Raw genomic sequence first — 24,202 nt, 5'->3', positions numbered from 1 at the left:
TTTTTTTGACGAGAGGAGGAATTCGATGAATCGATTCAAGAAGTGGTTTCAACCGAAGGAAGACCGACCGTTGCCGATGCGTGACGTGACGCTTGATGAAGTCAAACAAGCGACGCATGCGTTTGAATCTGAACTACCGAAAGGGACGAATCGGACAGTGCTTCTGGATAATGAGCAACGGATCGACCTGAAACAGCTGGAGCCGTATTTGAAAGCACGCTCGACACAAGTGTTTTACATGTCGCGTGAGACATTCACCATCATGGAAGCAAAAGACCGGGAACTCGTCTATGAGATGGATCATGTCCAGGTTGCTGTCGATCGCTATTTTGACCGGGTGAAAAAACTTCCTTTAAAACCGTATAGCAAAACGTTTCAAGTCGACTGTGCGATGTTGTTTCAGGATGGTTATTTACGTGAAATGCCACATCATAGTTATTACTTGGTCGATGAGTCGATGATCGTCTCGCTGACGCCGAAGGAAGCGTAAACGTAATTAAGGGTGGACCGAATTCATTCGGTTCGCCTTTTTCTGTCGTCCTGAACGTTTTCTGATTTGTTCAAAAGTCTGACGAATTTACTCAGAAATCGTGAAATCTTGGACAAACCCTTTGTATTTCCCCTTTAAAACCGATACGATGATAGGGAATAGAGACTTGAGCTAGGAAGGTGTACATGGCATGACGAAACGAACGAGCACGTGGATTGCAGTAGCAATCGTGGCAATGGCGATCCTCCTTGCCTACAATTTTTATCTCTTGAACAAGACGCAGACCGCAAGCGATGAAAAAGCCGCAACGGTCAAACCGTTTTATACGATGACACGCATTCAATATGTCGAGAAGAAACTCGCAACGAAAAAAGATGAGCTCGAAGCCCGGACATATGAAGTCGTGTTTGACGACAAAGGGCATTTTCGGACAGAAGTCGTAGACGGACCGTCAAAAGGATCGCTTGCGATCTGGAACGGCACAATGTTCCGTGAGTATGATGCGACAGGGAAGTTAGTCAATGAGACGAAAGCAGGCAAAAGCGTCAGTGCGCCGCGTCCATTCCTCTCTCGTGGATTCAATGAACAGATTCTCGCCTTCATTAAAAAAGGGGACTTTGGACAAGTCGAGGGAGAAGCAGACATTGCAGGGATGGCTGCGGACGTTTACGTGAAAAAAGAACCATCGAGCACGGTTCCTGAAGAATGGATCAAACAGTATCCATCGATCTTCGATAAAGAAAACAACCAGGAACAAGCGACGTATTATGTCGCATCTGACCGTTCGAAAGTCCTCGGTGCCGAATCACGCAATAATGGTAAATTGTTCTACTCTGTCAAGATGAAGAGTTTTGAGACAATTGATACGTTCGATAAGGAATGGCTAAAAGCAAAATAAACAAGAAACGACCGGCGATGACGCTACGAAACGGTAGCGGACAAAGTCGGTTTTTTCGAGACGCAGGAGGTTCAACATGGAAGCATTCTCGAAAGAGGAGATGTTCAATCAAATCAAGGCGTGGGAAGAGGGCGCGAAAGTTGAGGAGGTGCTTGCGCTACGTTATGCCCAAAGTAGTCGGCTACTTGGAGAAACGGAAGCACTCGTCCGTATCTTAGCGTTACTTGTCGAGCATCGCTATATCATGACAGGACGACTGGACGCCTTAGCTGAGAGCTGGATGCAAGAAATCCGTCAGCATGGTCGCTTGCCAGCACGTCTTGAGCAGTTATTAACGGAGCAACAACTACAAAGTACGTATCAGCGTCTCGTCGCGCATACGTTCCCGACGATTCGTGAGACGGACAATGCAAACGCGAAACGATCTGCGACAAAGGAACTGATTCTCCAAGCGAGCCAAATCGTCGAGGAGACGGATCAAATCGTCGAACTGACAGAACGACTTCGTCGGCTAGATGCCGAACGCTGGACGGAACTGTTCGATGCTGGAACGGCATTGCTACGTTCGAGTGCAACGCTCGAGCAGACGGCGCAGACATTCGTCGATAGCTTACAAGAACGCTTCTATTCCCGAGAAGCGTTCCGTGAGATGACGGAATTGAAGGCGACGACGATTCAGGATCTTAAGCGTGTCGTTGCCTTACTTCCCGTCGAAAGCAAACAAGTTGAACGATCAGCACTCGAGGAACTCGACGCGATGATTGGTCTCGAAGACATTAAACAACGGGTCCACCACATGTATCGTTTTTTGAAGTACCAACAAAAACGGTCGGAAGACGGCTATCGTTCAAGTGATCAACCATCGCTACACATGATCTTCATGGGGAACCCAGGAACCGGGAAGACGACGCTTGCTCGTTTGATGGCGAAGATCTACCATGAACTCGGACTACTCGAACGACCAGAAGTCGTCGAGACGGATCGTTCGTCGCTCGTCGGAGCCTTCGTCGGACAAACGGAAGAACAAGTCATGAGCAAGGTCCGGGAAGCTGTCGGAGGTGTACTCTTCATCGATGAAGCCTACGCCTTAAAGCGCGCCGGACAAAGTGGGAACGACTATGGGCAGGCAGCGATCGATACGCTCGTCGCTGCGATGACGAGTGGGGAATATGCGGGACGGTTTGCAGTCGTCCTCGCTGGTTATCCGGAAGAGATGCGTGATTTCCTGAAGGCGAACCCCGGATTACGAAGCCGTTTCCCGGAATCGAATCATTATCTGCTTGCAGACTATACGGATCAAGAGCTGCTCGCGATCGGACGCTCGATCGCGACGGCAAATGATTACGTCTTGACGGAACAAGCAGAGCGGGCGTTGCTCGGTCGGCTCGAGCGGGAGCGCGTCGACGCGAGTTTCGGAAACGGACGGGCGGTTCGCAATATCGTGCTTGATGCGATCTTCAAGAAGGGAGCAAGCCTTGGAGAGAGTGCCAGTCACGAAGACTTTGCCTTACTCGAACAAGAAGATTTCGAGATGGTGCAAGAACCGGACGCGACGGTGGAAGAACGGATCGCTTCGCTCGTCGGATTGTCTGATCTAAAGGATGAATTGAAACAGATCGAAGCCTTATTATCAATGCAAAAACGCCGTCGTGAAGCCGGTTATAAGGTATTACCGGTCGAACTGCATGCGGTCTTTAGCGGCAATAGTGGAACCGGTAAGACGACTGTCGCTCAGCTTTATGCCGATGTCTTACGACAATGCGGCTATTTAAAACGCGGACACTTGAAAGTCGTCAGCCGAGCTGACCTCGTCTCCGGATATGTCGGACAGACGGCGCAAAAGACACGCGACGCGATTCGAGATGCGCTGGGTGGTGTCTTATTCATTGATGAAGCCTATGCGTTAAACGGTGGAGCAAATGACTTCGGGAAGGAAGCCATCGATACGCTTGTGGATGAGATGACGAAACATCAAGACAATCTCGTTGTTGTTCTTGCTGGTTACGAGCAACAAATGAACGCCTTGCTCGCGAGTAATCCGGGATTGAAGTCGCGCTTCAAGCGGTCGTTCTACTTCCCAAATTATTCGCCAGACGAGTTGATTCAAATCATTGAAGGATATGCGGCACGATTCGGATATGAGCTGACGGAGGACGCGCGACAGACGCTTACCGAGAAAATCGATGTCGTTCCGAACGGAAACGCACGGGCGGCGATCACGATTGTCGAACAGGCGATCGCGAAACAATCGATGCGATTAATTGACAAAGTTAGCTTATCCGGTTCAGAATGGTCCTATCTTGAAAAAGAGGATTTTTAAGGGGGAAGCTACATGCATACGATTGAAATACCTGTTCGGTACGCCGAGACGGACATGATGGGCATCGTCTATCATTCGAACTATCTCGTCTATCTGGAACTGGCACGGACAGAATTAATCCAGTCCTTGGGTCTTAATTACAAGGAGATGGAAGATGCGGGTTATGTCTCCCCGGTTACGAATGTCAATCTCGATTATAAGCGCTCGTTGACGTACGGTGATACGGCGGTCGTCACGGTCTGGATTGATCATTACGATGGCTTACGGACGATTTATGGTTATACCGTCAAGCATCCAGACGGAAAACTTGCGGTATCGGCAAAGACGACACATGTCGTCGTCAAGAAGGAAAACTTCCGACCGATTCGTTTGCCGAAGGTGTTCCCAAACTGGCACGACATCTACGAGAAGATGAGTGAGACGGACGCAGCACTCTTAACGGAAGCGTGAAGATGTACAACAATAGCGGGATCGATTTTATTGAATCGGTTCCGCTTTTTTTATTTNNAGCACTTGGTACTAACGACCGATGACAAAGTCAGAATCATTTGCGAAAATAAAGAAGCTGAAGTAAGGTAGGGTCTTAGTCCATCTGTTGGAAGTAGGCTCGACGGATGGAACAATTAGCGGTAACATAGAGAAGCATAAAAAGAAGAGGGGTCTTACTCATGAAAAAAATCGTAACCGTTAGTACGTTAGCGCTTCTCCTTGCAGGATGTAATCCTGGGGATCAACAAGCGGACGATACGACGAAAACTGAACAGAAATCAGATGAGACAACACAATCAAAAGACGAAACGAAAAAAGAAGACACAGCAAAAGACACGAACAAAGAAGAAACAAGCAAAACAGACAAAACAGAAGAAACAACGAAAGACGATACGTCAGAAGATGCAAAACAAGAAGACAAGTCATCTGAAGACAAATCATCCGATGAGACGACACAAGAGGACCAAGGATCTTCGGATGAGGCAACGAAGGATGAAACAGAAAAGAAAGATGATACACCTGCAGCAGAGAACAAAACAGAAGACAAAAAGGACGAATCGACGGATAAACCGGATAGTTCGTCTCAGGATCCAGAGCAGGAAAAACCATCGAAACCAGAAGATGAGACGCCAGACGTCGATAAATCAGCAGATGCCAAAGCCGATCTTTCGCTTGGAATGCTCGTCGTCGTCAACAAGAAGTATAGCTTGCCAATCGACTACAAGCCGTCGGATCTCGTCGTTCCAAACGTCAGCTTCTCCTATTCGGGTGTACTTGAACAAAGCTACATGCGAGCACCAGCTGCGAAACAGATGGAAAAAATGTTCGCTGCTGCTAAAAAAGAAGGCGTGACATTGAACGCTGTCAGCGGATTCCGTTCCGGCGCACGTCAAAAAGTATTGTATAATAATTATGTCGCACGTGACGGCAAGGCAGCTGCTGATCAATATTCAGCACGCCCTGGTCACAGTGAACACCAGACAGGTCTCACTTTTGATATTTCGGCACCAAGTGTAGGTAATGGATTAACAGACGCTCTTGGTGATACGAAAGAAGGAAAATGGATCGCGAATAACGCAGCGAAGTTCGGCTTCATCGTTCGTTACGACCGTGGTTTCCAGTCGCGGACGGGTTATACGTATGAGCCATGGCACATTCGTTATGTCGGAGTCGATGTCGCGACACAAATTAAAAATAACGGACAGACTCTTGAGGAATATATGAAAGTCGGTCACTAAGAGGTTGGAGGTTGACTATGATTGAAATCATAGGGATTTTGGTTCTTGGCTATCTGCTTGGTTCGATTCCGTTCGCATTACTTGTCGGGAAATGGGGACACGGAATCGATATTCGTCAACAAGGTAGCGGGAATCTCGGAACGACGAATACGTTCCGTGTCTTGGGGAAAAAGGCAGGAATCATCGTCTTGATCGGTGATCTTGGAAAAGGAGCCGTCGCGAGCCTTGTTCCGATCTTGATGGGCGCGGATGTGCATCCGCTGTTTGCTGGATTAGCGGCTGTCGTCGGTCATATCTATCCGATTTTCGCAAAGTTCAAGGGCGGAAAGGCAGTCGCGACGTCTGGTGGGATGTTGCTCGTGACGAGTCCGATTCTCTTCATCTTTCTGCTCGTATCCTTTTTGACGACACTTCGCCTGAGCCGGATGGTCTCGCTCAGTTCGATCGTCGCAGCAAGTGTCGGGATTGTCGTGTCGATCACGATCGGCGTCTTGACGAACGATTGGATCGTTCCGACGTTCTTTACGGTTCTTGCGTTGTTCGTCATCTTCAAGCACCGTGATAACATCCAACGGATTCGCCAAGGAACAGAGTCTAAGATTCCACTCTTTGCAAAGAAATCATCTGAATGAACGACTAATGACGCGTCTGCATCTCACTCATTGAGAGGCAGGCGCGTCTTTCGTTTGATGAAAGAGTCGGATAACGGACGAATTCAACGACATTTCATAGGAACTACACGTTTATTTACATCGGATTTACAAGACCTTTACAGACGTTCGCTACACTAGAACTAGAACTGGTCTGTAAAGGGGGAAGCGCACGTGTCGTTGTTAGGAGAAGAGCGGAAATCACGCATCATGGAATGGCTGGAAGAGGAAGGGAAAGTCATGACGAAGGATTTGATCGAACGTCTCGATGTCTCGGGAGAAACGGTACGACGCTACTTAGAGGAGTTGGAACGCGAACGTCAATTGAAGCGTGTCTATGGCGGTGCTATCTATCAAGGAGGAAAACGGGAGACGCCGATCTCACGGCGAACGGATCAGCTATCCCGCCGTTTAGCGCGCTATGCGAAAGGGTGGCTCAGTGACTATTCCTGTATCTTTCTCGGACGGGGAGAACCGGTCGAGCATTTGTTACCTTATTTAACGGGAAACGCGACGATTGTCACGAATTCACTGATCGTCGCCAGTCACTTGGAGCAGTGCCGTAAGACGGGACCGTTCACTGGGGAAATTCGATTGTTAGGCGGAACAGTCGATGCATACGGACAGACGGTCGGGGTCGAGGTATTGCAAGCGCTGGATGCCTATGCTTTTGATGCCTGTTTCCTATCGTTTGATGGTGCTGAGATTGAGCGAGGCTTCGTCAGTGATGATATCGAATCGTCACTTATCCAAAAAGCGGTCATTAGTTGCACAAAAGATGTCTACGCCTTCTTAGCCAATGACGAGTTCCAAGGAAACCGAAAATATAAAGTGGCAGAGTTCCGGCGCGCGAAAATCGTCCTCAGCCCAGCTTCCTATCCGCCATCATGGGAGATGAAACTGTTCAACGAACGCGTGAACTGGATGGTCGTCTCATGATACACTGATGCGGGAGGGATGTATCATGTTAGAAATCATTGCATCGACCGTAGAAGAAGCGGTCGCAGCAGAACAAGCCGGAGCGGACCGGATCGAGCTCGTTTCCGCATTATCCGAAGGGGGATTGACGCCGAGCTACGGACTGATCCGTCAAGTCGTCTCGACGGTTGAGATTCCGGTTCACGTCCTCGTGCGACCACATAGCAAATCGTTCGTCTACTCGAAATCAGATGAGGAGACAATCATCACGGATATTGACTTGATCCGTGAACTCGGTGCAGCCGGGATCGTCGTCGGCTCATTGACAGCAGACGGTCGTGTCGACGAAGGTTTCCTCGGTCGCATCATCAAACATAAAGGGGAACTGTCATTGACGTTCCACCGAGCAATCGACAGTAGTCGTGATATTCTTGAAGCGGCAGAAGTACTCGCTGATTTTCCGGAAGTCGACCGGATCTTGACGTCAGGTGGTCAAGCAACGGCACTAGAAGGTAAAGAGACGATCGCACGTTTGATTGTAGACTATCCGGACTTGATCATCTTACCAGGATCCGGCATCACACTTGAAAATGCAGAGGCACTTCTTGAAGCAACGAAGGCGTCCGAACTGCATGTAGGATCGGCGGTCTTACAAGACGGTGCCATTCAAAAAGAACGCGTTGAGGCGTTGACACGACTCCTAGGATGATCATCGAGTGAATCAATCCATTTTTCTGATCTGTTGAGATGAGGGAAATGGATTTTTTTCATGCGCTCGTGACGACTTTTCGACGATTCGCTTCAAGCAGATGAAAAGCAGAGTGGGAGAACTAGGTTTTTCAAAGGAACTGGGCTAAAATCAAAAGTGGAAATAGTGGATATAAAGGAGTACGACATGAACCCTAAACAATTGAAACAAGCTGCTCTTGGTACGTTAAAAGGACAATGGTTGGTCGGATTAAGCATCTCGATCATCTACTTCCTTATTTTTGCGCTCGCTGCAAGCCGGATGTCATTTGATCAAGATGACATTGATAGTATGGTTCGATTCATCGCACTGAACATGGTCGTCACGATTGTCCTGGCTCCAGTGACAGTTGGTCGAACGATTGCTTACTTACGTTTCACCCGCGGGGAGTCTGCCGGAATCGGAACACTGTTCGAAGGGTTCTCTTCGTTTCGACGTGCTTTCCGGACAATTGCCGCATATGCGATCGTAACGGTATTGGTCTATGTTGGATCATTTTTGATCTTACCGGCACTATACTTTTACCTAGCATATCGTCTCGTTCCGTATATTTTAGTCGATCGACCGGAATTATCGTTTTGGCAAGTACTTGGTGAAAGCCGCCGGATGATGAAAGGGCATAAGCGTGAACTGATCATGCTTTACTTGAGTTTCATCGGCTGGGGGATCCTCGCACTACTCAGTACAGTGGGTGTCATCTTCTTGACGCCATACTTCGATACGACGATGGCACACTTCTATGAACGCTTGAAACCAACACGTTCCGTTAAGGGATGAACGTAAAAAAGCCTGTACATTACGTCAGTAGACGTAGCGTACAGGCTTTTGCTTATTCCACCGAAGCGCGTGAACGCTCAGCGAGCAATAGATAAAGCGCTTGTGTACCGGAATCGGCGTGACCCAGCTCAGCAAGTTGTTCGTATAAGTCTTTTGTGAGTGCGAGACCAGGTGTCGCGATACCCATCTCAGCGCCGCGTTCGAGGGCAAGGCGCATATCCTTGATGAAGTGTTTGACGAAGAAACCAGGTGAGTAGTTTTCGGCGATGACGCGCGGGATCAAGTTCTCAAGACTCCAGCTACCGGCAGAACCAGATTTGATCGTCTCGATGAACTGTGTCGGATCGATTCCGGATCGTGTGACGAACAACAACATCTCCGCTGTTCCAATCATCGATCCGGCGATTGCGATTTGGTTCGCGAGCTTCGCCGATTGTCCTTTACCAGGACCACCGAAGAGTGAAATCGATTTCCCCATCGCCTCGAATAATGGCTTCGCTTGTGCGAAAGCCGCTTCTTCACCACCGACGAGAATCGCGAGTGTTCCGTTCTTCGCACCGAGATCACCGCCCGTGACAGGTGCGTCAAGTGCCTGAAGACCGCGTGCTGTCGCTTCCTGCGCGATTCGTTCAGCAAGAGCCGGACTAGACGTCGTCATATCAATCAGAATCGTTCCTGGTGTCGCATGATCGAGTATGCCGTCTTCGAAGTAGATCTGCTCGACGTCTTGCGGATAACCGACGATCGAGATGACGACGTCGACATCCGTGACGACATCTTGAATCGTATCGACGATTTTGACACCATCTGCTTCAAGGACGAGTCCTTTCTCTTTCGTACGATTGTATCCTTTGACTGTAAAACCTGCCTTACGCAGATTGCGGACCATGCCTTGTCCCATGACACCTAATCCGATGAAACCGACTGTCTTCATACGTGATTCCCCCTTGCACGTTCCGTGCCGATGAATTGTTGCGTTACGAGCTTATTATACAATGGATTGTCGACGACAAGTCGATCATGTGTCCCGATACCTGAAATCTGACCATCTTCAAGAACGATGATTTGATCGGCATGACGGACCGTCGCGAGACGATGGGCGATGACAAACGTTGTCCGTCCGACCATTAATCGCTCGAGTGCTTCTTGAACGACACGTTCCGACTCGGAGTCGAGACTGGATGTCGCTTCGTCAAGCAACAGAATTTCCGGATCACGGAGGAGTGCACGTGCAATCGCAATTCGTTGGCGTTGACCACCAGACAGTTTGACACCCCGTTCTCCAATCTCAGTCGCATAACCTTCCGGGAATCGTTCGATAAACGTATCGGCATTCGCCATCCGTGCAGCCGCACAGATTTTGTCTTCACTGATGTCATCTGTCAGACCGTAGACGAGATTGTCACGAATCGTTCCTGATAAGACGGGGGAATCCTGCGCGACATATCCGATTGCCTGTCGCCAAGACGATAACGTCAAATCAGAAATGGGTTGATCTCCGAGACGGATTTGTCCTGACGTCGGTTGATAAAATCGCTCAAGTAACGCAAATAATGTTGTTTTACCGGAGCCACTCGGACCGACGATTGCTGTCGTCTTGCCGCGTGGTAACGTAAAGCTGACATTCTGTAAGATCGACGTCTCATTGTATCCAAATGACAGGTGTTCGACCGTCACGTCCGTAAACGGACGAGATGCTACAAGCGTTCCAGGTGCTTCCGGTGATTCATCGAGAAGCTCGATGATTCGCTCTGTCGCACCGCGTGCTTTCTGTAACTTCGTGATGAATTCAGTCATCGTCACGAGTGGTGTCATGATTTGGAACAAATAGAGCGAAAAGGCGACGAGTTCACCCGCCGTGATCTGGTTCGTCGCAACGCGGTAGGCACCAAAACCGATGATCAAGATCAGCATCGTCGTTAGAGTGACGTTAAAGATCGGCAACAAGAGGGCTTGAATTCGTCCTTCCTTCACACCATATCCGTATAAGTTCTCAATCCGCGTTTTTCCTCGTCCCAGCTCATAGTCTTCTGTTGCTTGTGATTTGACGAGTCGGACCTCACCGAGCATCTCGGCAAAAAAACCGGATAATCCTGCAAGTTCCTTCTGAGTCCCACGAGAAATCTTGTGTAATTTGCGGACGAGCGGAATGATGATCAACAAGGTCACGGGGACAGCGATGACCATAACGAGCGTCATTTGCCAATCGAGGAAGAATAGGATCGTGATTGCTCCGATGATTGAGACGAGTGACGTCAGCAAACGGACGAGTTGTTCCGATAGCAATTGCTGAAGTGTCGTTGCGTCACTATTGAGTCGTGAGACGAGCTCACCGGATTTTGTCTCATCATAGAACGGAATCGATAGCGTTAATAGATGCTTCCATAGAAGCGTTCGTAAATTGGCGACGATCCGTTGACCGACGATCTGTAACCAATAGATCGATAAAGCGTTCGCGACGACTTGGACGAGGAAAACGATCACAAATAGACTGATCAATTGTGGTGTCAGTCGATCGACAGTAAAACCATCAATCAACGTCTTTAAGAACCAAGGAATGGCGAGCGCAGCCAGCGCTTGGATGACGGAGACGGAAACGGCGGCAGATAATAAACCGACCGGTGGTTTCGTTTTTTTTAATAACAGGTAAAAAGATTGGAACGTCGCAGCGTTCATTTCAACACATCCTCTCTTTTCTATTGTCCGGAAGAACGAAGAGACGGTCAAATGGGAAGCGCGACTTGACAAAAAATCTTTCGATTTGTGACACTGATAGTGGAAACAATAAGGGAGGATTCAAATGTCTATTTTCGTAGATGCGGACGGATGTCCCGTTGTCGATCTTGTCATTCGACACCGACAGGGACGTGACGTCTTTTTAGTTTGTGATACGGCACACCAGATGATCCGAGAAGGAGCGACGACGATTACCGTCGGACAAGGACCAGATGCCGTCGACTATGCGATCGTCAATCGGATGAAACGTGGCGATCTCGTTGTGACCCAGGATTTTGGTCTGGCAGCACTCGTCTTAGCGCGAGGGGGACTCGCAATTGATCAAAATGGTCGCCAGTTCACGAACGATAATATCGATTTATTGCTCCACACTCGCCATGTCGGACAACAAATCCGACGAGCAGGCGGGCGTACGAAGGGACCGAAAAAACGGACGCGAGATGCGGACCGTTCCTTTGAAGAATCATTTCGTACATTAGTGCAAATCAGCATGTAAGGAAGACAGTGCTGGAACTGTTGATACGGTACGGACCGTGATATAATTTGAAGCATGAATGAATTCAGAAAGGAGGATACACGTTGAAACGAATTTTACGCGACCACTCGAAGGATCGCCCTTACCGATTGCGCCAAGGAACGGTTCCGGCATCAACTGAGGCACGATTCACATCACTCGATCAACGTGAAATCAATCGATTACAACAGAATTTACGAAACGTCGAAGTGAAATTGAAGCAACGCAATGAAATCATGGAAGCGTTGGCGACACAAAATGTTGAAGCAGCCTGTGAGACTGTCTTGATGATCTTGTTGCAACTGCTTGAGGTAGAAGAAGGAGCTATCCTCTTGTACCGGCGGGAGCAGTTAAATCATTTCGTCGCACAAGGGATCGACGATATGGAGCTGATCGAAAAAGATCTCGATCAATATTCGGTCTTGCGTCGCGCATTCGTCATGCGTAAATCGGTCCAATTGCCACTCGGCGACCAGTTCGAGTCAGCAATTCCCGTGCAGTCTCCAAGCAACGGACAAGTCGTCGGACTGCTATACATCCGCCATGCCTTCGCCCAGTTCAATTTAGAACAAGTCGGGGATTTACTTGATCTATCACGAAAACTTGGAATGACGCTTGAACGCCATCTCCTGTTCCATCAAATGGAGCATGAAAAAATCAAGACGTATCAGCTACTCGATTCGATTCGGGAAGCTGTCCTATATATCGAGAGTAGCGGGGAGCAGATTTATGCGAACCAGGCCTTATTGAATATGTTTCCACCAAAGCTCGTCAATCAGGCGCAAGGGTTCCGTCACGCGTATGAACGGGCGACGTCGCTGTTTGAACATGTCGATCAGCCGGAAGCACTTCATGATTACATCGGTCAACTGATGAACGGGGATATTCCGGGAGAAACGATCGAGTTATCGGCATTCAGGGGGAACTTGTTGCTCAGTGCCTACGCTGAACGGATTGCGATTGCGAACGTTGAATGGGGGATGATGCTTGTCTTACGTGACGTGACGAAAGACAAGGAGCTCGACCTTAAGCAGGCAGAGTTCGTCTCGATCGTTTCGCACGAGTTGCGGACACCGCTTTCTTCGATCATGGGCTTCACGGAGTTATTGATGAAACGAGAAGTCGATCCGAAGCGGCAGAAACGCTATTTGCAAACGATTCATTCGGAAACCGTTCGATTGGCGGAATTGATCAATGACATCTTGGAAATTCAAAAAGGGGAAGACTCGACACACGGAACACAAAAAGAATTACTTGATTTAAAACAATTGATGTTCGAGATGAAGCCGATGTTCGATCTTGCGAGTCGCGCACATCGCATCAGTGTCCAATTTAGTCCGGGATCCTATACGATTTCAGCCAGCAGTGAGAAGATGAAACAACTGTTTACGAACTTGATCATGAACGCGATTAAATATTCGCCCGAAGGCGGCGCGATTCGGATCAAAGGATCAAATCAGTCAGATCAATTACGAATTGAGATTTCAGATGAAGGGCTTGGTATTCCAGAAAAAGCGCTCCCTTACATCTTTGATAAGTTTTACCGAGCAGATAACTCGGATACGCGCAAAATTGGCGGAACGGGCTTAGGACTCGCGATTTGTCGGATGATCGTCCTCGATCATGGCGGAGCAATCTCCGTCCAATCGACGGAAGGGGAAGGCAGTACCTTCATCATTCAACTTCCGATCGGCGTATGACCGACGACAGACTCAGAAAGGAGGAAGACACGGTGAATAACTCACATATTCGTTATGAAGCATTACATCCACTCGTTGAGGAAATTCTTGAAAAGCTGAGTGAACGAATTGGCGTCAATACGTTATTTTTTGCATTGAACGACTCATACAGCAACTTTGTCGTCAAGGCAATCAATCAAGAACGTCAGTTGATCGAAGAAGGCTCGACCCATGTCTTCCAACATGTCCTCTGTAAGCTGGTCGTCGATGAGATGGACGGGAAGGTCTCGATCAATGAATTGCTCAACGATCCATTGACCGTCAATCATCCGGTCACGAAAGCTCTTGGGAACGGTAGCTTTTTAGGAGTAGCGATCAAAAATGCGGAAAATGAAAAAATCGGGACATTATGTGCCTTTGATGATCAACCATTCGACTTCAAGGAGCAGGATATCGCACTCGTCGAGCGGTATGCGGATATCATTAGTAAATCGATCAACGTCGAAACGTATGTCATCAAGGATGCGCTAACCGATGTCTATAACGAACGATACATGAATCGACTGATCTCGAGTGTGACGATTCATCCTGCTTTCTTAATGGTGTTGAACCTCGACCGTTTCCATGCGATTAATGCGACGCATGGGTACCGGGCAGGGAACGAAGTGCTACGCGAAATCGCGAATCGGCTGAAATATGTTCCTTTACCGAATCATGTCGTCGGTCGAATGGATGGGAATGAATTCGTCGTCTTAGCAGCACTCGAACAGGAACAGGAATTCGAACAATATGCGGAAGATTACGCTCGCATCGTCACGGAAGCGATTGAGCAACCGATCGTTGGTGTTGCAGCCGAACCGATTCAGGTGACGGCATCATCTGGCGTCAGTCTTCTGACCGGTGATATGGCAAGTCGCCAGACACAAATCTACGCAGCAGAAGCCTTGATGCAACAAGTCAAACACGAGGGGAAACAGCGAACCTCATTTGTCAATCCAAATCGGAATGCGGAACAGCATCCATTTGCATCAGTTCTTGAATCAGAGCTTTCGCATGCACTAGAACGGGGACAATTCGAGCTCTACTATCAATGGATCGTTGATGCGAAACAAGAACGCTACGTCGCGGTCGAAGCGCTTCTACGCTGGAATCATCCTGTGCTTGGGTTCGTCAGTCCGACGGATTTTATTCCGATTGCCGAGAAGATGGAGATTTTCCCAGACATCGGTCGATTTACGATCTGTCAGGCGATCCTGGATCAACGGCGCTTGGAGGAGACATTTGGACGTAAGATTTCCGTCGCCGTCAATCTATCGGCAAGTCAGTTCGAGTCGGATCAACTCTTTTCAGAATTACTGAGACTGACAGAAGAATCGTATTTCCCGGGCGAACGACTCATTCTTGAAATCCGGGAGGAAGTATTGCAGACGCGTCGTCGTTTTGCAATCAAACGTTTGGAGCAGCTGCGCCAAGCAGGCTACCGTCTGACGGTCGATCATTTCGGTAGTCACTACGCGTCACTTAATTCGTTATTGCGTTTACCAGTCCAAGCAGTCAAGCTCGATCCAATCTTTACACGTCGACTCGTGCAAAATCAGTTAGAGCGTTCGATGATTCGCTCTGTTCATTCCTTGACTTCGACGTTAAACATCGCGCTCGTGATTCAGGAAGTCGAGACCGCGTCGCAATTGCAACAGATTCAAGTGTTGGATGAGCAACTTTATATGCAAGGCTACGAGGTCCATCACCCTCAGCCGATTGAACAATTACTCATCGAGGACATCGTTCGAGGGCGTGCTGAGGTTTAACCGTTCTTCAGTCGGGAATACATTAAAATGTGGAACAAGTACATTTTAAGGGGGATGCCAAATGGCTGATCAACATGATAAAGAGACGGACCCGATTACTTCAGGAAACCGGATGACGAAGGATGAGATTGCCGGACGTGACCCGCAAGACAATACGGAGGTTCCGGAAAAATCGAAGGATGAAAAAGAAACGAAGCATCAAGATCAAGAAGCTGAGAAAACAGAACGACCAGATGACGAAGCTTCAAGTGAAGAGGCACCGGATTTGTCGCATGCTTCTGATGAAGATGGCGATGTCGAGCCATCCGATGAAGAGAACCAACAAGGTTAAGAATGACTAAAATAAAGGGCAATCGATGTCCGGCAGAAATGCCACACGTCGATTGCCCTTTTTAATGTATTATTTTTAAACGGTTACTCGCCACTCCCACCGCCATCACTTCCACCATCGAATCCACCGTCAATTCCGCCATCTGTCGCATGTGACGTATCGGTCAAATCAACAGGGAAGAGCAAGAACGGAGTCGCATCGGCGCTATCCGGCGGAAGAATCGAAGATGGGAAGAGTTGTTGCAGGATCGTTTGTTGACTCAAGTATAATCGGATCGCCGTCAAATAGACCAAGTCCCTCCGGTACTTAAAACGTAAATCGGAGCGTAACGTCTCTGCCATCTGTTGGAGTGCCGAAGCATGAATGTTGGGGTCGCCGAGTAGTGCAAGCATTCCGTGGAATGACAGCGGGACATGATGCTTACGATGTAATTTACGGGACGACTCCAATTGCGCGATATAACGATCCCAATCGTCCTCTGGTAATAAAGAGAATAACAAGGCGACGATATACGTCTGTTGAGCGCGACCGAAACGTCGTTTCAGTCGTTGATAGACTGCTTCAATACGCGAAGCGAGTTCGTCTAAATCACCGCGTGTCGCAGCGTGAAAATAGACGAAGGAGGTCAACAGCGGTGATACGATGAAACGATGCTGTTTTTTAAGAAGAGTGTATAACTGAACGGTCCGCTCGAGTACCATGTCTTGTGGAGAAATACGACTAATGAACAGCGCAGTGGAGTAGGCATTCAGGGGATGCGACAAACGATGGGATTTAAAATAGCCGTGAAGCGACATCATCTCGGCGATGCGGCTCGGTGCATGAGCGTCAAAAGCATGGATTTTTGAAGCGAGCAGCAAAGCCTGCGTAGTTTGCGTGCGCAATCGTGTCGTTAAATCGTCTGCTGTCTCAAGTAACGTGCTTGCGGATACCTGCTCCGTTCCGATCGTCCGGTCAAATGCCAATTCGATGAGAATACCGTCCTGATATGTTCTGAATTCTGGTGCGATATGATCCAGTTGTCGCAAGAAAGTCGTCGCCATCTCCATGACTGTTCCTCCTCTGCTTTTTCTTATAGTGTATCACGCAGTGAAAGCGTTATCTTATTTTTTTAGTTGGGTATCGATCAACTGTTCCGCTGCGCGCCGGTACAGATTACTCATATGAGCCAGCGCTAAAATCTGTTCCAGTGGATCGGTCGTCGAGGCGGTAAGAGCATCTTGTTCGGTGATGAAACGGGCTGTATTTCGTTCTGTCAGTTCAAGGTAAGTGCGATAAAAGTCTTCCAGATCGAGTTGATTCTGTTCGATGCCTTCGTTCAAGGGCGTTAGGATCGTCTTGATATCGTTAATCGAAAACGAACTTTTCAACTGATAAATCAAGCTAATTAAAATCAAATGCTCCTTCGTATACTTTTTATTCGTAACCGGAAAAAATAATTTTTTTTTGGCATAATTGTTGATCATCGTCTTCGTCAGGATTGTCTCATCCGCATTCCGCGTCGTTTCCTCGAATGTTCGCTCAAACAGTTGGATGACTTGATCCATATAAAGATCAATGTTCGGGATATCTGCGAGCTGTAATTGACGATCATGTCTCGTGTCGTCAGAACGTGTCATAAAAAAACCTCCAAAATCGTTAAAATAGGACTTTCTACTTCTTCATCATATGATAGAATATGTATATAACGCCATGTAGTATTCAAAACTACATATCAGGGGAGGAACAAAAGTGAAAGCTTATATGAGAGAACCGATTAATGGATTAACACATTTGGGAGGGGCTGTCTTTGCTTTTGTCGGATTACTCGCACTCGTCATTAAAGCATCATTAGAACGCGGAGCATCACTCGCCATCGTCGCAGCGATTATTTTTGGGGTCAGCATGATGGCACTCTATGCTGTTTCGGCAACGTATCATATGGTCCTTGCGAGCGACCGGGCGATTGCGATCTGGCGACGATTGGATCACTCGATGATTTATTTGTTGATTGCCGGTTCCTACGCACCGTTTTGTCTTGTCAGTCTGAATGGTCCGACGGGTTGGGTCTTGTTTAGCATCGTCATGTTGATTGCTGTTTCCGGAATTACCTTCAAATTAGTCTGGTTCAACAGTCCACGCTGGTTATCGACGACGCTCTACATCGGAATGGGCTGGATCATGGTGTTTGCGATCACACCACTCGCGCAAGTCTTATCACCGCTCGGCATCGGTCTATTGTTCCTTGGTGGTATCTTCTATACGATCGGTGGCATCATCTATGGATTAAAGCCGCGTGTCTTATCGTTTAAACATCTCGGATTCCATGAAATCTTCCACATCTTCGTACTACTCGGTAGTCTAGCACATTTCCTATGTGTCTACTTCTTCGTGTTATGATGATGTCCTCCTTTAGTCAATGACTGAAGGAGTTTTTTTGTATCTATATGGAAAATACAGGAGAAGTCGAGTGTCCTCACGAATGAAAGAACGGAAAGATCACGAAGAGGGGGAAATCACATGCAACACACACGATGGCAATTAGAAACACTCTATACGATTGATGACGTCAAAGCAGGCATCGCTTCCATACAAACAGCATTGTCGAATCGGCCGATTGATGTGGCAGAACAGGTCGAGCGTTATCAGCAAGTCGCGCGCGACGTCGAGGAATGGAGCGACTTCATTTATTGCCTGTACGCTGAAGGTGTCACGCGTGTTGAAGTCCATCCATTGCTTGAAGAGATCGAAGTCGTCCAAGCGATGGTACGCAGTGAAGTGGCAGCACTCGATACAAAGATCGCAGCACTGTCTCAAGAAGAGTGGGAAGCGCTCGTTACGGATTCACCGTACGCCTTTTTCTTAAACGAACGCCGTGACATCCAGTCCCGTCGTGCACCACTGATTCAAGAACAATTGTTACAGGATCTCGGTGTGGATGGATTCCAGGGCTGGGGACAACTCTACGATCAGCGCTTCATGGCGTTACGGGTCGACTTGAACGGAAAGCAGGTCACGATCGGTCAAGGATTGCATGAAGCGATGTTCGCGCCTGATCGTTCGGCTCGTCTAGCGGCAGCAATTGCAGTTGACGCCGCTTGTGCCAAAGAGGCTGACTTGTTTGCGACGATCTTGAACCGGATCTCCGGCTTCAGATTGCAATCCTACAAGATGCGGAACTGGGAGCAACCATTGACAGAGTTGCTTGAGCAGAACCGGATCTCAGAAGCGAGCTTAAAAGCGATGATCGAAGCACTCGATCAGCACCGAGACCTCTTTCACGCCTATTATGCCCGCAAGATTGCCCAGGCAGAGCAGGTGACGGGAGAATGGCATGATTTTGAGACGAATACGTATCGTTCCGCGCGGCATGTTCCGTTTGAGACGGCACAGGCAATCGTAAGCAAACAATTCAAACAGTTGAATCCAAAGCTCGGTGCTTTTGCTGAAAACGTGTTTAACGAGGGATGGGTCGATGCGGAGAATCGTCCCGGAAAAGCGGAAGGCGGATTCTGCGCTGCCTTTCCGATTGCAAAAGAGAGCCGGATTTTCATGACGTACCGTGACAGTTATCCAGACGTCGCGACACTTGCTCATGAATTCGGTCATGCCTATCATAATTATGTTCTGCAAGATGAACCGTATTTAAACCAAGTCAAAGGAACGAGTATCGCGGAGACGGCTTCAACGTTCATGGAGAATCTCGTCCTCGATGCTGCGATCAAAGAGACGACGGAGCGCGAGGAAGTACTTGCTCTCCTAGAGGTCAAGATTCGAGAGGGGCTGAAATATGCCAGCATCGTTCCCGGAATGTTCCGTTTCGAGCAACGTTTTTATGCGGAACGTCAGCATGGTACGATCAATGCTGAAAGGTTGAGTGAACTTTTACAAGAGGAAGAGCGCTTAGCTTATGGTCCAGTGCTGCCTGAACCAGCGCGCTACAAATGGATGTACATCAGTCATCTGTTTAATCCGAACCTTGCGTTCTACAACATTCCGTATACGATCGGTTATCTGCTTAGCAATAGTCTTTATCAGACGGTTCAAGCGGATCCGAGTCAATTTTCGACAGTTTTTGATGCCGTCATGCACGATTCCGGTCAAGCGACGATCGATGAAATCGTTAAACGTCACCTCGACGCCGATCCAACATCTATCGCGTTTTGGGTCGAAGCTCAGCAACCGCTCGTCCAGGCAATTGAGCAGTACCTGACGTTAACGGAATCCTCTCTCTCCGTCGATTGAAGACGAATCGAAACGGGAACAGAAATGTAGGGAGGGATGCGGATGTATGAACAGGAGAAACAATTAGTCGCTGAGGCAGCACTAACTTACGTGAAGGATGGAATGATAGTGGGTCTTGGAACGGGTTCGACGACGGAACGGTTTATCAAGGCGCTTGGTCCACTCGTACAGGCTGGATTACAGATTCGTGGCGTGGCGACGTCGCTTGCGACGGTAAAGCTCGCTGATCAGTTACAAATCCCATTGATTGATCTGGAAGAGGGAATGGAAATCGATGTGACAGTTGACGGAATTGATCAAATCGATGGTCAGTTTCAAACCATTAAAGGCGGTGGCGGTGCACTATTTCGTGAAAAAATTGTCGCTCTGAAGAGTCGCGAATTGCTCTATCTGACAGATTCCTCGAAGTTCGTCCATCATTTAAGTGGACCGTTACCTGTCGAACTGGATTCGTTTGCCTTACCNNACAGATGGAGGTCACGTGATTCTTGACGTTGATGTATCAGCCATTTCGGACGTTCGATTATTCGCAAAAGAAGTGAAGAGCTGGTCTGGAGTGCTTGAGACCGGTTACTTTGAGCGACAACCCGATCATGTCCTGACGGTCGAAGAGGGAAAGGTCAAACGCATCGCGCATCCTCGCCTGCGTGACGGTGGTGGGTTGGTTTAAGAAAAGAAAGAAGGAAACCGTATGGGCTTGAAAAAACGGTATTTATTCGGAGCAGGTGTCATTGCCGGTGCGAGTCTACTGTTGTTCAGGAAGCGGGAACAGGGCACACAAACAGATGCACTACGTGAATATTTAGCGCATCTCGATCAGGATCCGAGTCCAGATGCTACGAAGGACCCGGATGAGGTCGGATTGACGAAACTCGATTCCATCTATCGAGCTGAGTGGCAAGCGAATGGGTTCCCGCGTTCGCGGACAGAGCTAGAAGAGCTGGAAAAATAGTGGCAGTCAACTATGAGTAATTAAAACGGCTAAAATCCGGATTTGAACGGACTTTAGCCGTTTAGTTNNAGAAGTATTTAAACGGCTTGAGTCCAAGATTTGAACGGGCTTTAGCCGTTTTAATTATAATTGAAGTTTTTTAATAATATATCATTGTCATCTCATGAACCTCTAAGAACTCTAGTCTATGTAACGACTGATCTGGGTCTCATCATTCAGTAGAGGTGCAAAGTAAGAGTCATGACTATTATGGAAAATAGAACTATTTTACTTCACACATTGAACAAAAGTGAAAAACAACTCTCAAACCCTCTTTTCCTAAACTGCTTTCTGATAAGATGTGGATTATATCCAATGCGATTCGAGAGGAGATTCATTGAGTGAAGACGTTTTTTAACATCAACATATCGAGCTTTTTGTATGCCGTCGCATTATTCGTTCCGTTGCAAATCATGCTAAATATCAATCGAATCATGAGACTTACGAATATGTCTTCAGGTATGTTTTGGACTTTGAATATCATGATTGGATGGATCACTTTAATCAGTATTCCTTTTTTGATTAGACAGATCACCTTCAAATCCACTCTACATAAGTCGTTTGAACGAATCATCTGCCTCTCCTGGTTCGTCTACTATGTGCTATTCACATACATCACTAGCCGAATCATTCCAATCAAAAATGGGGGAGATACGCCAAGCCCTGTTCTTGGCCTCATCTTAATCCTGGTATTGTCAACCTATCCTCTCTATATAATAATTTCGAAATGGCTCATCGTGGATCGAGAGTCGAAATAAGGTATGAAAAATCCGTAACATCAAGGAGGCATATTTTGAAAAAACGCTATTTATACTTTTATTCGACAGCGATTATACTGATCGGGGGAGGCATCTATTCATATAAATCAGGATACATCCCTCGCACAACTCCCTATATAGAACGAAAGCATGAAGTGCTGATGGATGCTAAGACCGTCAATTCAGTCAATCGAAAAGACTACATCGAGAGATCGATGCGATATATGGCTAGCTTTGCACCTTATTCAACGGGAGATTCCATCACAAAGAAGTCGACAATGAGCGAATTGAGGGCAAAGATTGATACGATGCACGATATCGAACAGTCCTTCCAATTCAAGTCGGATGATCCAGAATCAGAATCTTTACGGAAAGTAGCAAAGAACTATACTTCTTATATCGAGGCGCTCGAATATGTTGCGAGCAACATGCATGGTAAGGAGTCGATGAACATCGATCAAGTAAACTACTTGAAGAGCGTTTGGAATGAGGTCGTCACACCTGCATGTCATATAAAAGATGAGGTCGGGCGTTCACAAGAAGGCGAAGCCGTCATGTTTGAAAAAGAGATCACCACAGTCTGGTCCTAATATGTTAAGAGCTAATTGATAAGAATGTAGTAATGTATAAGACATGTCTCTATGAGAAATCCCTTCTTTGTAATACGAAATAAGTAGTTGATCATAAACTAAACAGCCCTAGATCAATAGATCCAGGGCTGTTTTCATGCGTTTTAATATGTAAGCGACCCAGCAATGATCAAACCGATCGAAATCGATAAGAAGAGGAGCAGCAAGCCGACTGCTTCGTTGTTCGCATCAATCTCTTTTGTCATGCTTAAACGTGGGATTAGTAAATCCGCGAGATAGAACAAGACGATTTGTAAGACGATTGCGAGTGCACCCCATAAGACCATATCGAGAATGCTGACGGAGTTCGAGATACTCGAATAGAGGACGATGGCAAGACCGAGAATACGTCCACCGAATGCATAAACGGCTGCTTTCTTACCATTACGGATTAATTCCAGTTCCTTTGATTTCGTCGTTACCTCGAACAGGACGACACCAATGGCAAGGAGTACGGTCGCGACACCGATATACGTAAGGGTCGAGAGGAATAAGTCACTGAATGTCATGTTGGTACCTCCATCATGATTTTTTATTTTTTTTGCGTTGTTCGTATGCGACATACAATTCAAGCAGTGCTCCGACGAGAATGCCTGCTGATACATACAAATAGAAGTTGTCACCAATGAATCCGAACACGAGTCCTAAGAGAAGACCGATCAGGATATAAGGACCTTTTGTTAACTTCATATCAATCACCTGCCTCTACTTTAAAGGTAGCGGATTTCAGAGGTGACGTCCATCGTTATTCTTGGAAGCTGACGGCGGATTCTGCATTAGGAGAAAACAGGACGACTTGATTCCGTCCTTGTTGTTTTGCTTGATAAAGCGCAGCATCCGCATCCGGTAAGAGATGGTCGATTTGAGATGTCGTCTCATCATACGCGGCTAAACCAAATGATGCTGTAAGTGGCAGATCGGTCGTCGCTAGTCGGAACGGGCTGCAGGCGATACGTTCACGTAATTGCTCTGCTAAAGGAATCACTTCAGCGAGCGGAACGCCTTCAAACAAGACGGAGAACTCTTCACCGCCGTTACGAGATAAATACCCGCTCTCTGCGACGCCATCACGCAGTCGGCTGGCAAACTGACGTAGCACTTCGTCACCCGCTTCATGTCCATACGTATCGTTGATCTGTTTAAAATGATCAATATCGATCGTCAATAACACGATGGACTGTTTGTTCAAGATCAATCGTTGTTTGAGATCCGTGAAATATTCGTTAAAAGCACGTGAATTATTCAATCCCGTCAAAAAGTCGAGTTGTGCTTTCTGCCGAAGCACCCGTAACGACTGTTTCGTCAGGCGGATATCACGAATGATCAAAAGGGCGAGCCAACTGCTAACGAAAGAAGCGGGAATGACGACCGACATGACCTCGAGTAAGAGGATTTGTTTCGGTAAGACGATCCATAAGACAAGGGCGTGCAAAGCCGTCGCATAGAGCGTCACGAGTGTAAAGGTCCGTTTTGCGTAAGGCGGCATTTCACGAACAATCAGACTCGTTCCGAGGGCGACAGCGACGATGAAACCAAATGCAGTGAATGCAGCCAAGTTCGTTCCCAGACTAAAGCGATAAACAATGATCGCGACCGTCACGATCGTTGTTGGAATAACGCCTCCAAAGTAGGCGGCGACAATGACAGGAACATGGCGCAAATCAATCATGACGCCGGGGGCTGCTTCGATTGTCATCTGCATGAGCAGTAAGGAGATCATGCTCAGGGCAAGACCATACAGTACGCGGGTGAGACGTGGAGATTCTCGCGTGATCGGAAGCGGTGATAATTTTCCAAGTAGATAAAAACCAGCCATTAATAGCGTCACGTTATGTAAGACGTCAAAAAGGATGCTTTTCATGAATCGTCCATCCTTTCGAAAAAAGTACGTTATTTAAGAAATATACGCCATAAACGGACTAACTCCTGTTTATCGAAAAAATAAACTCTTCCTATCAATTGTGTCTATAATGTGAACTTATGATTTCTATAAGCTGTACTTAT

At 47.5% G+C, this 24,202-nt stretch carries 24 protein-coding genes and 1 pseudogene; 18 read left to right on the top strand and 7 right to left on the bottom strand.

Features of this window, described 5'->3' with window-relative positions; translation table 11 throughout:
- Positions 1-25 precede the first annotated feature (25 nt).
- From B2751_RS01740 to B2751_RS01700, 9 genes are all read left to right on the top strand, one after another.
- Positions 26-490 (top strand): DUF3939 domain-containing protein, encoded by a 465-nt coding sequence (locus tag B2751_RS01740; protein WP_035408653.1) that lies wholly within the window; start codon positions 26-28, stop codon positions 488-490.
- A 190-nt stretch (positions 491-680) separates the two neighbouring features.
- Positions 681-1,388, top strand: coding sequence for a hypothetical protein (locus B2751_RS01735; protein WP_214855415.1), 708 nt, complete (start codon positions 681-683; stop codon positions 1,386-1,388).
- A 76-nt stretch (positions 1,389-1,464) separates the two neighbouring features.
- Positions 1,465-3,708 (top strand): AAA family ATPase, encoded by a 2,244-nt coding sequence (locus tag B2751_RS01730; protein ID WP_290772388.1) that lies wholly within the window; start codon positions 1,465-1,467, stop codon positions 3,706-3,708.
- A 12-nt stretch (positions 3,709-3,720) separates the two neighbouring features.
- Complete coding sequence (locus tag B2751_RS01725; RefSeq protein ID WP_035408645.1) at positions 3,721-4,158, top strand: acyl-CoA thioesterase; 438 nt, start codon at positions 3,721-3,723, stop codon at positions 4,156-4,158.
- Between the two features lie 218 nt (positions 4,159-4,376).
- Positions 4,377-5,435 carry a D-alanyl-D-alanine carboxypeptidase family protein gene (locus B2751_RS01720; protein WP_290772385.1) on the top strand — a complete coding sequence of 353 codons (1,059 nt, stop codon included), beginning with the start codon at positions 4,377-4,379 and terminating at the stop codon, positions 5,433-5,435.
- A gap of 17 nt (positions 5,436-5,452) precedes the next feature.
- On the top strand, positions 5,453-6,067 hold the full coding sequence (plsY, locus tag B2751_RS01715; RefSeq protein ID WP_035408639.1) for a glycerol-3-phosphate 1-O-acyltransferase PlsY: 615 nt from the start codon (positions 5,453-5,455) through the stop codon (positions 6,065-6,067).
- 192 nt (positions 6,068-6,259) lie between these two features.
- Positions 6,260-7,024, top strand: coding sequence for a DeoR/GlpR family DNA-binding transcription regulator (locus B2751_RS01710; protein WP_056060593.1), 765 nt, complete (start codon positions 6,260-6,262; stop codon positions 7,022-7,024).
- A gap of 25 nt (positions 7,025-7,049) precedes the next feature.
- The gene (locus tag B2751_RS01705; RefSeq protein WP_035408634.1) at positions 7,050-7,712 is read left to right on the top strand and encodes a copper homeostasis protein CutC; all 663 of its coding nucleotides are present in this window, start codon (positions 7,050-7,052) and stop codon (positions 7,710-7,712) included.
- Between the two features lie 186 nt (positions 7,713-7,898).
- Entirely contained in the window at positions 7,899-8,528 is a 630-nt protein-coding gene (locus tag B2751_RS01700) for a DUF975 family protein (RefSeq protein ID WP_035408632.1), read from the top strand.
- Positions 8,529-8,580: 52 nt separating this feature from the next.
- On the opposite strand, the gene B2751_RS01695 is transcribed toward B2751_RS01700, so the two are convergent.
- Positions 8,581-9,462, bottom strand: a complete 882-nt coding sequence (locus B2751_RS01695; protein WP_290772382.1) for an NAD(P)-dependent oxidoreductase — start codon at positions 9,460-9,462, stop codon at positions 8,581-8,583.
- Complete coding sequence (locus tag B2751_RS01690) at positions 9,459-11,204, bottom strand: ABC transporter ATP-binding protein (protein WP_290772378.1); 1,746 nt, start codon at positions 11,202-11,204, stop codon at positions 9,459-9,461. The genes B2751_RS01695 and B2751_RS01690 overlap by 4 nt, the downstream gene beginning before the upstream one ends.
- 124 nt (positions 11,205-11,328) lie before the next feature.
- On the opposite strand from B2751_RS01690, the gene B2751_RS01685 reads away from it, so the two are divergent.
- The 4 genes from B2751_RS01685 (at position 11,329) to B2751_RS01670 (ending at position 15,596) form a co-directional block, all read left to right on the top strand.
- Positions 11,329-11,760, top strand: a complete 432-nt coding sequence (locus B2751_RS01685; protein ID WP_290772375.1) for a YaiI/YqxD family protein — start codon at positions 11,329-11,331, stop codon at positions 11,758-11,760.
- Positions 11,761-11,843: 83 nt separating this feature from the next.
- On the top strand, positions 11,844-13,478 hold the full coding sequence (locus B2751_RS01680; protein ID WP_231496873.1) for a sensor histidine kinase: 1,635 nt from the start codon (positions 11,844-11,846) through the stop codon (positions 13,476-13,478).
- Positions 13,479-13,510: 32 nt separating this feature from the next.
- On the top strand, positions 13,511-15,265 hold the full coding sequence (locus B2751_RS01675) for an EAL domain-containing protein (RefSeq protein WP_235513991.1): 1,755 nt from the start codon (positions 13,511-13,513) through the stop codon (positions 15,263-15,265).
- 61 nt (positions 15,266-15,326) lie between these two features.
- The gene (locus B2751_RS01670; protein WP_035408622.1) at positions 15,327-15,596 is read left to right on the top strand and encodes a hypothetical protein; all 270 of its coding nucleotides are present in this window, start codon (positions 15,327-15,329) and stop codon (positions 15,594-15,596) included.
- A gap of 83 nt (positions 15,597-15,679) precedes the next feature.
- Here the strand turns inward: B2751_RS01670 and B2751_RS01665 are convergent, their stop codons facing one another.
- Positions 15,680-16,645 (bottom strand): DUF4003 family protein, encoded by a 966-nt coding sequence (locus B2751_RS01665; RefSeq protein ID WP_035408619.1) that lies wholly within the window; start codon positions 16,643-16,645, stop codon positions 15,680-15,682.
- A gap of 54 nt (positions 16,646-16,699) precedes the next feature.
- Positions 16,700-17,215, bottom strand: coding sequence for a DUF1836 domain-containing protein (locus tag B2751_RS01660; protein ID WP_035408615.1), 516 nt, complete (start codon positions 17,213-17,215; stop codon positions 16,700-16,702).
- A 112-nt stretch (positions 17,216-17,327) separates the two neighbouring features.
- On the opposite strand from B2751_RS01660, the gene trhA reads away from it, so the two are divergent.
- The 5 genes and pseudogenes from trhA (at position 17,328) to B2751_RS01635 (ending at position 22,159) form a co-directional block, all read left to right on the top strand.
- Entirely contained in the window at positions 17,328-17,975 is a 648-nt protein-coding gene (gene trhA, locus B2751_RS01655) for a PAQR family membrane homeostasis protein TrhA (RefSeq protein ID WP_053453003.1), read from the top strand.
- 120 nt (positions 17,976-18,095) lie between these two features.
- Positions 18,096-19,820 (top strand): M3 family oligoendopeptidase, encoded by a 1,725-nt coding sequence (locus tag B2751_RS01650; protein ID WP_290772370.1) that lies wholly within the window; start codon positions 18,096-18,098, stop codon positions 19,818-19,820.
- A gap of 36 nt (positions 19,821-19,856) precedes the next feature.
- Positions 19,857-20,490 (top strand): annotated as a pseudogene (gene rpiA / locus B2751_RS01645) (ribose 5-phosphate isomerase A).
- Between the two features lie 21 nt (positions 20,491-20,511).
- Positions 20,512-20,772 carry a hypothetical protein gene (locus tag B2751_RS01640; RefSeq protein WP_290772368.1) on the top strand — a complete coding sequence of 87 codons (261 nt, stop codon included), beginning with the start codon at positions 20,512-20,514 and terminating at the stop codon, positions 20,770-20,772.
- Positions 20,773-21,604: 832 nt separating this feature from the next.
- On the top strand, positions 21,605-22,159 hold the full coding sequence (locus tag B2751_RS01635; protein WP_290772365.1) for a hypothetical protein: 555 nt from the start codon (positions 21,605-21,607) through the stop codon (positions 22,157-22,159).
- Positions 22,160-22,302: 143 nt separating this feature from the next.
- Here the strand turns inward: B2751_RS01635 and B2751_RS01630 are convergent, their stop codons facing one another.
- Genes B2751_RS01630 through B2751_RS01620 form a run of 3 tightly spaced genes read right to left on the bottom strand, consistent with a single transcriptional unit; the run spans position 22,303 to position 24,059 of the window.
- Positions 22,303-22,707, bottom strand: coding sequence for a DUF350 domain-containing protein (locus tag B2751_RS01630; protein WP_214729562.1), 405 nt, complete (start codon positions 22,705-22,707; stop codon positions 22,303-22,305).
- A 13-nt stretch (positions 22,708-22,720) separates the two neighbouring features.
- Positions 22,721-22,888, bottom strand: a complete 168-nt coding sequence (locus B2751_RS01625) for a hypothetical protein (RefSeq protein WP_197026221.1) — start codon at positions 22,886-22,888, stop codon at positions 22,721-22,723.
- A gap of 55 nt (positions 22,889-22,943) precedes the next feature.
- The gene (locus tag B2751_RS01620) at positions 22,944-24,059 is read right to left on the bottom strand and encodes a GGDEF domain-containing protein (protein WP_056060621.1); all 1,116 of its coding nucleotides are present in this window, start codon (positions 24,057-24,059) and stop codon (positions 22,944-22,946) included.
- Positions 24,060-24,202: the final 143 nt, after the last annotated feature.

This window comes from Exiguobacterium sp. UBA6282, from assembly GCF_002440475.1.
In the GTDB taxonomy this organism is placed as follows: Bacteria; Bacillota; Bacilli; order Exiguobacteriales; family Exiguobacteriaceae; genus Exiguobacterium_A.
The sequence above is the reverse complement of the archived record's forward strand: the minus strand, read 5'-3'. Positions and strand labels throughout refer to the sequence as shown.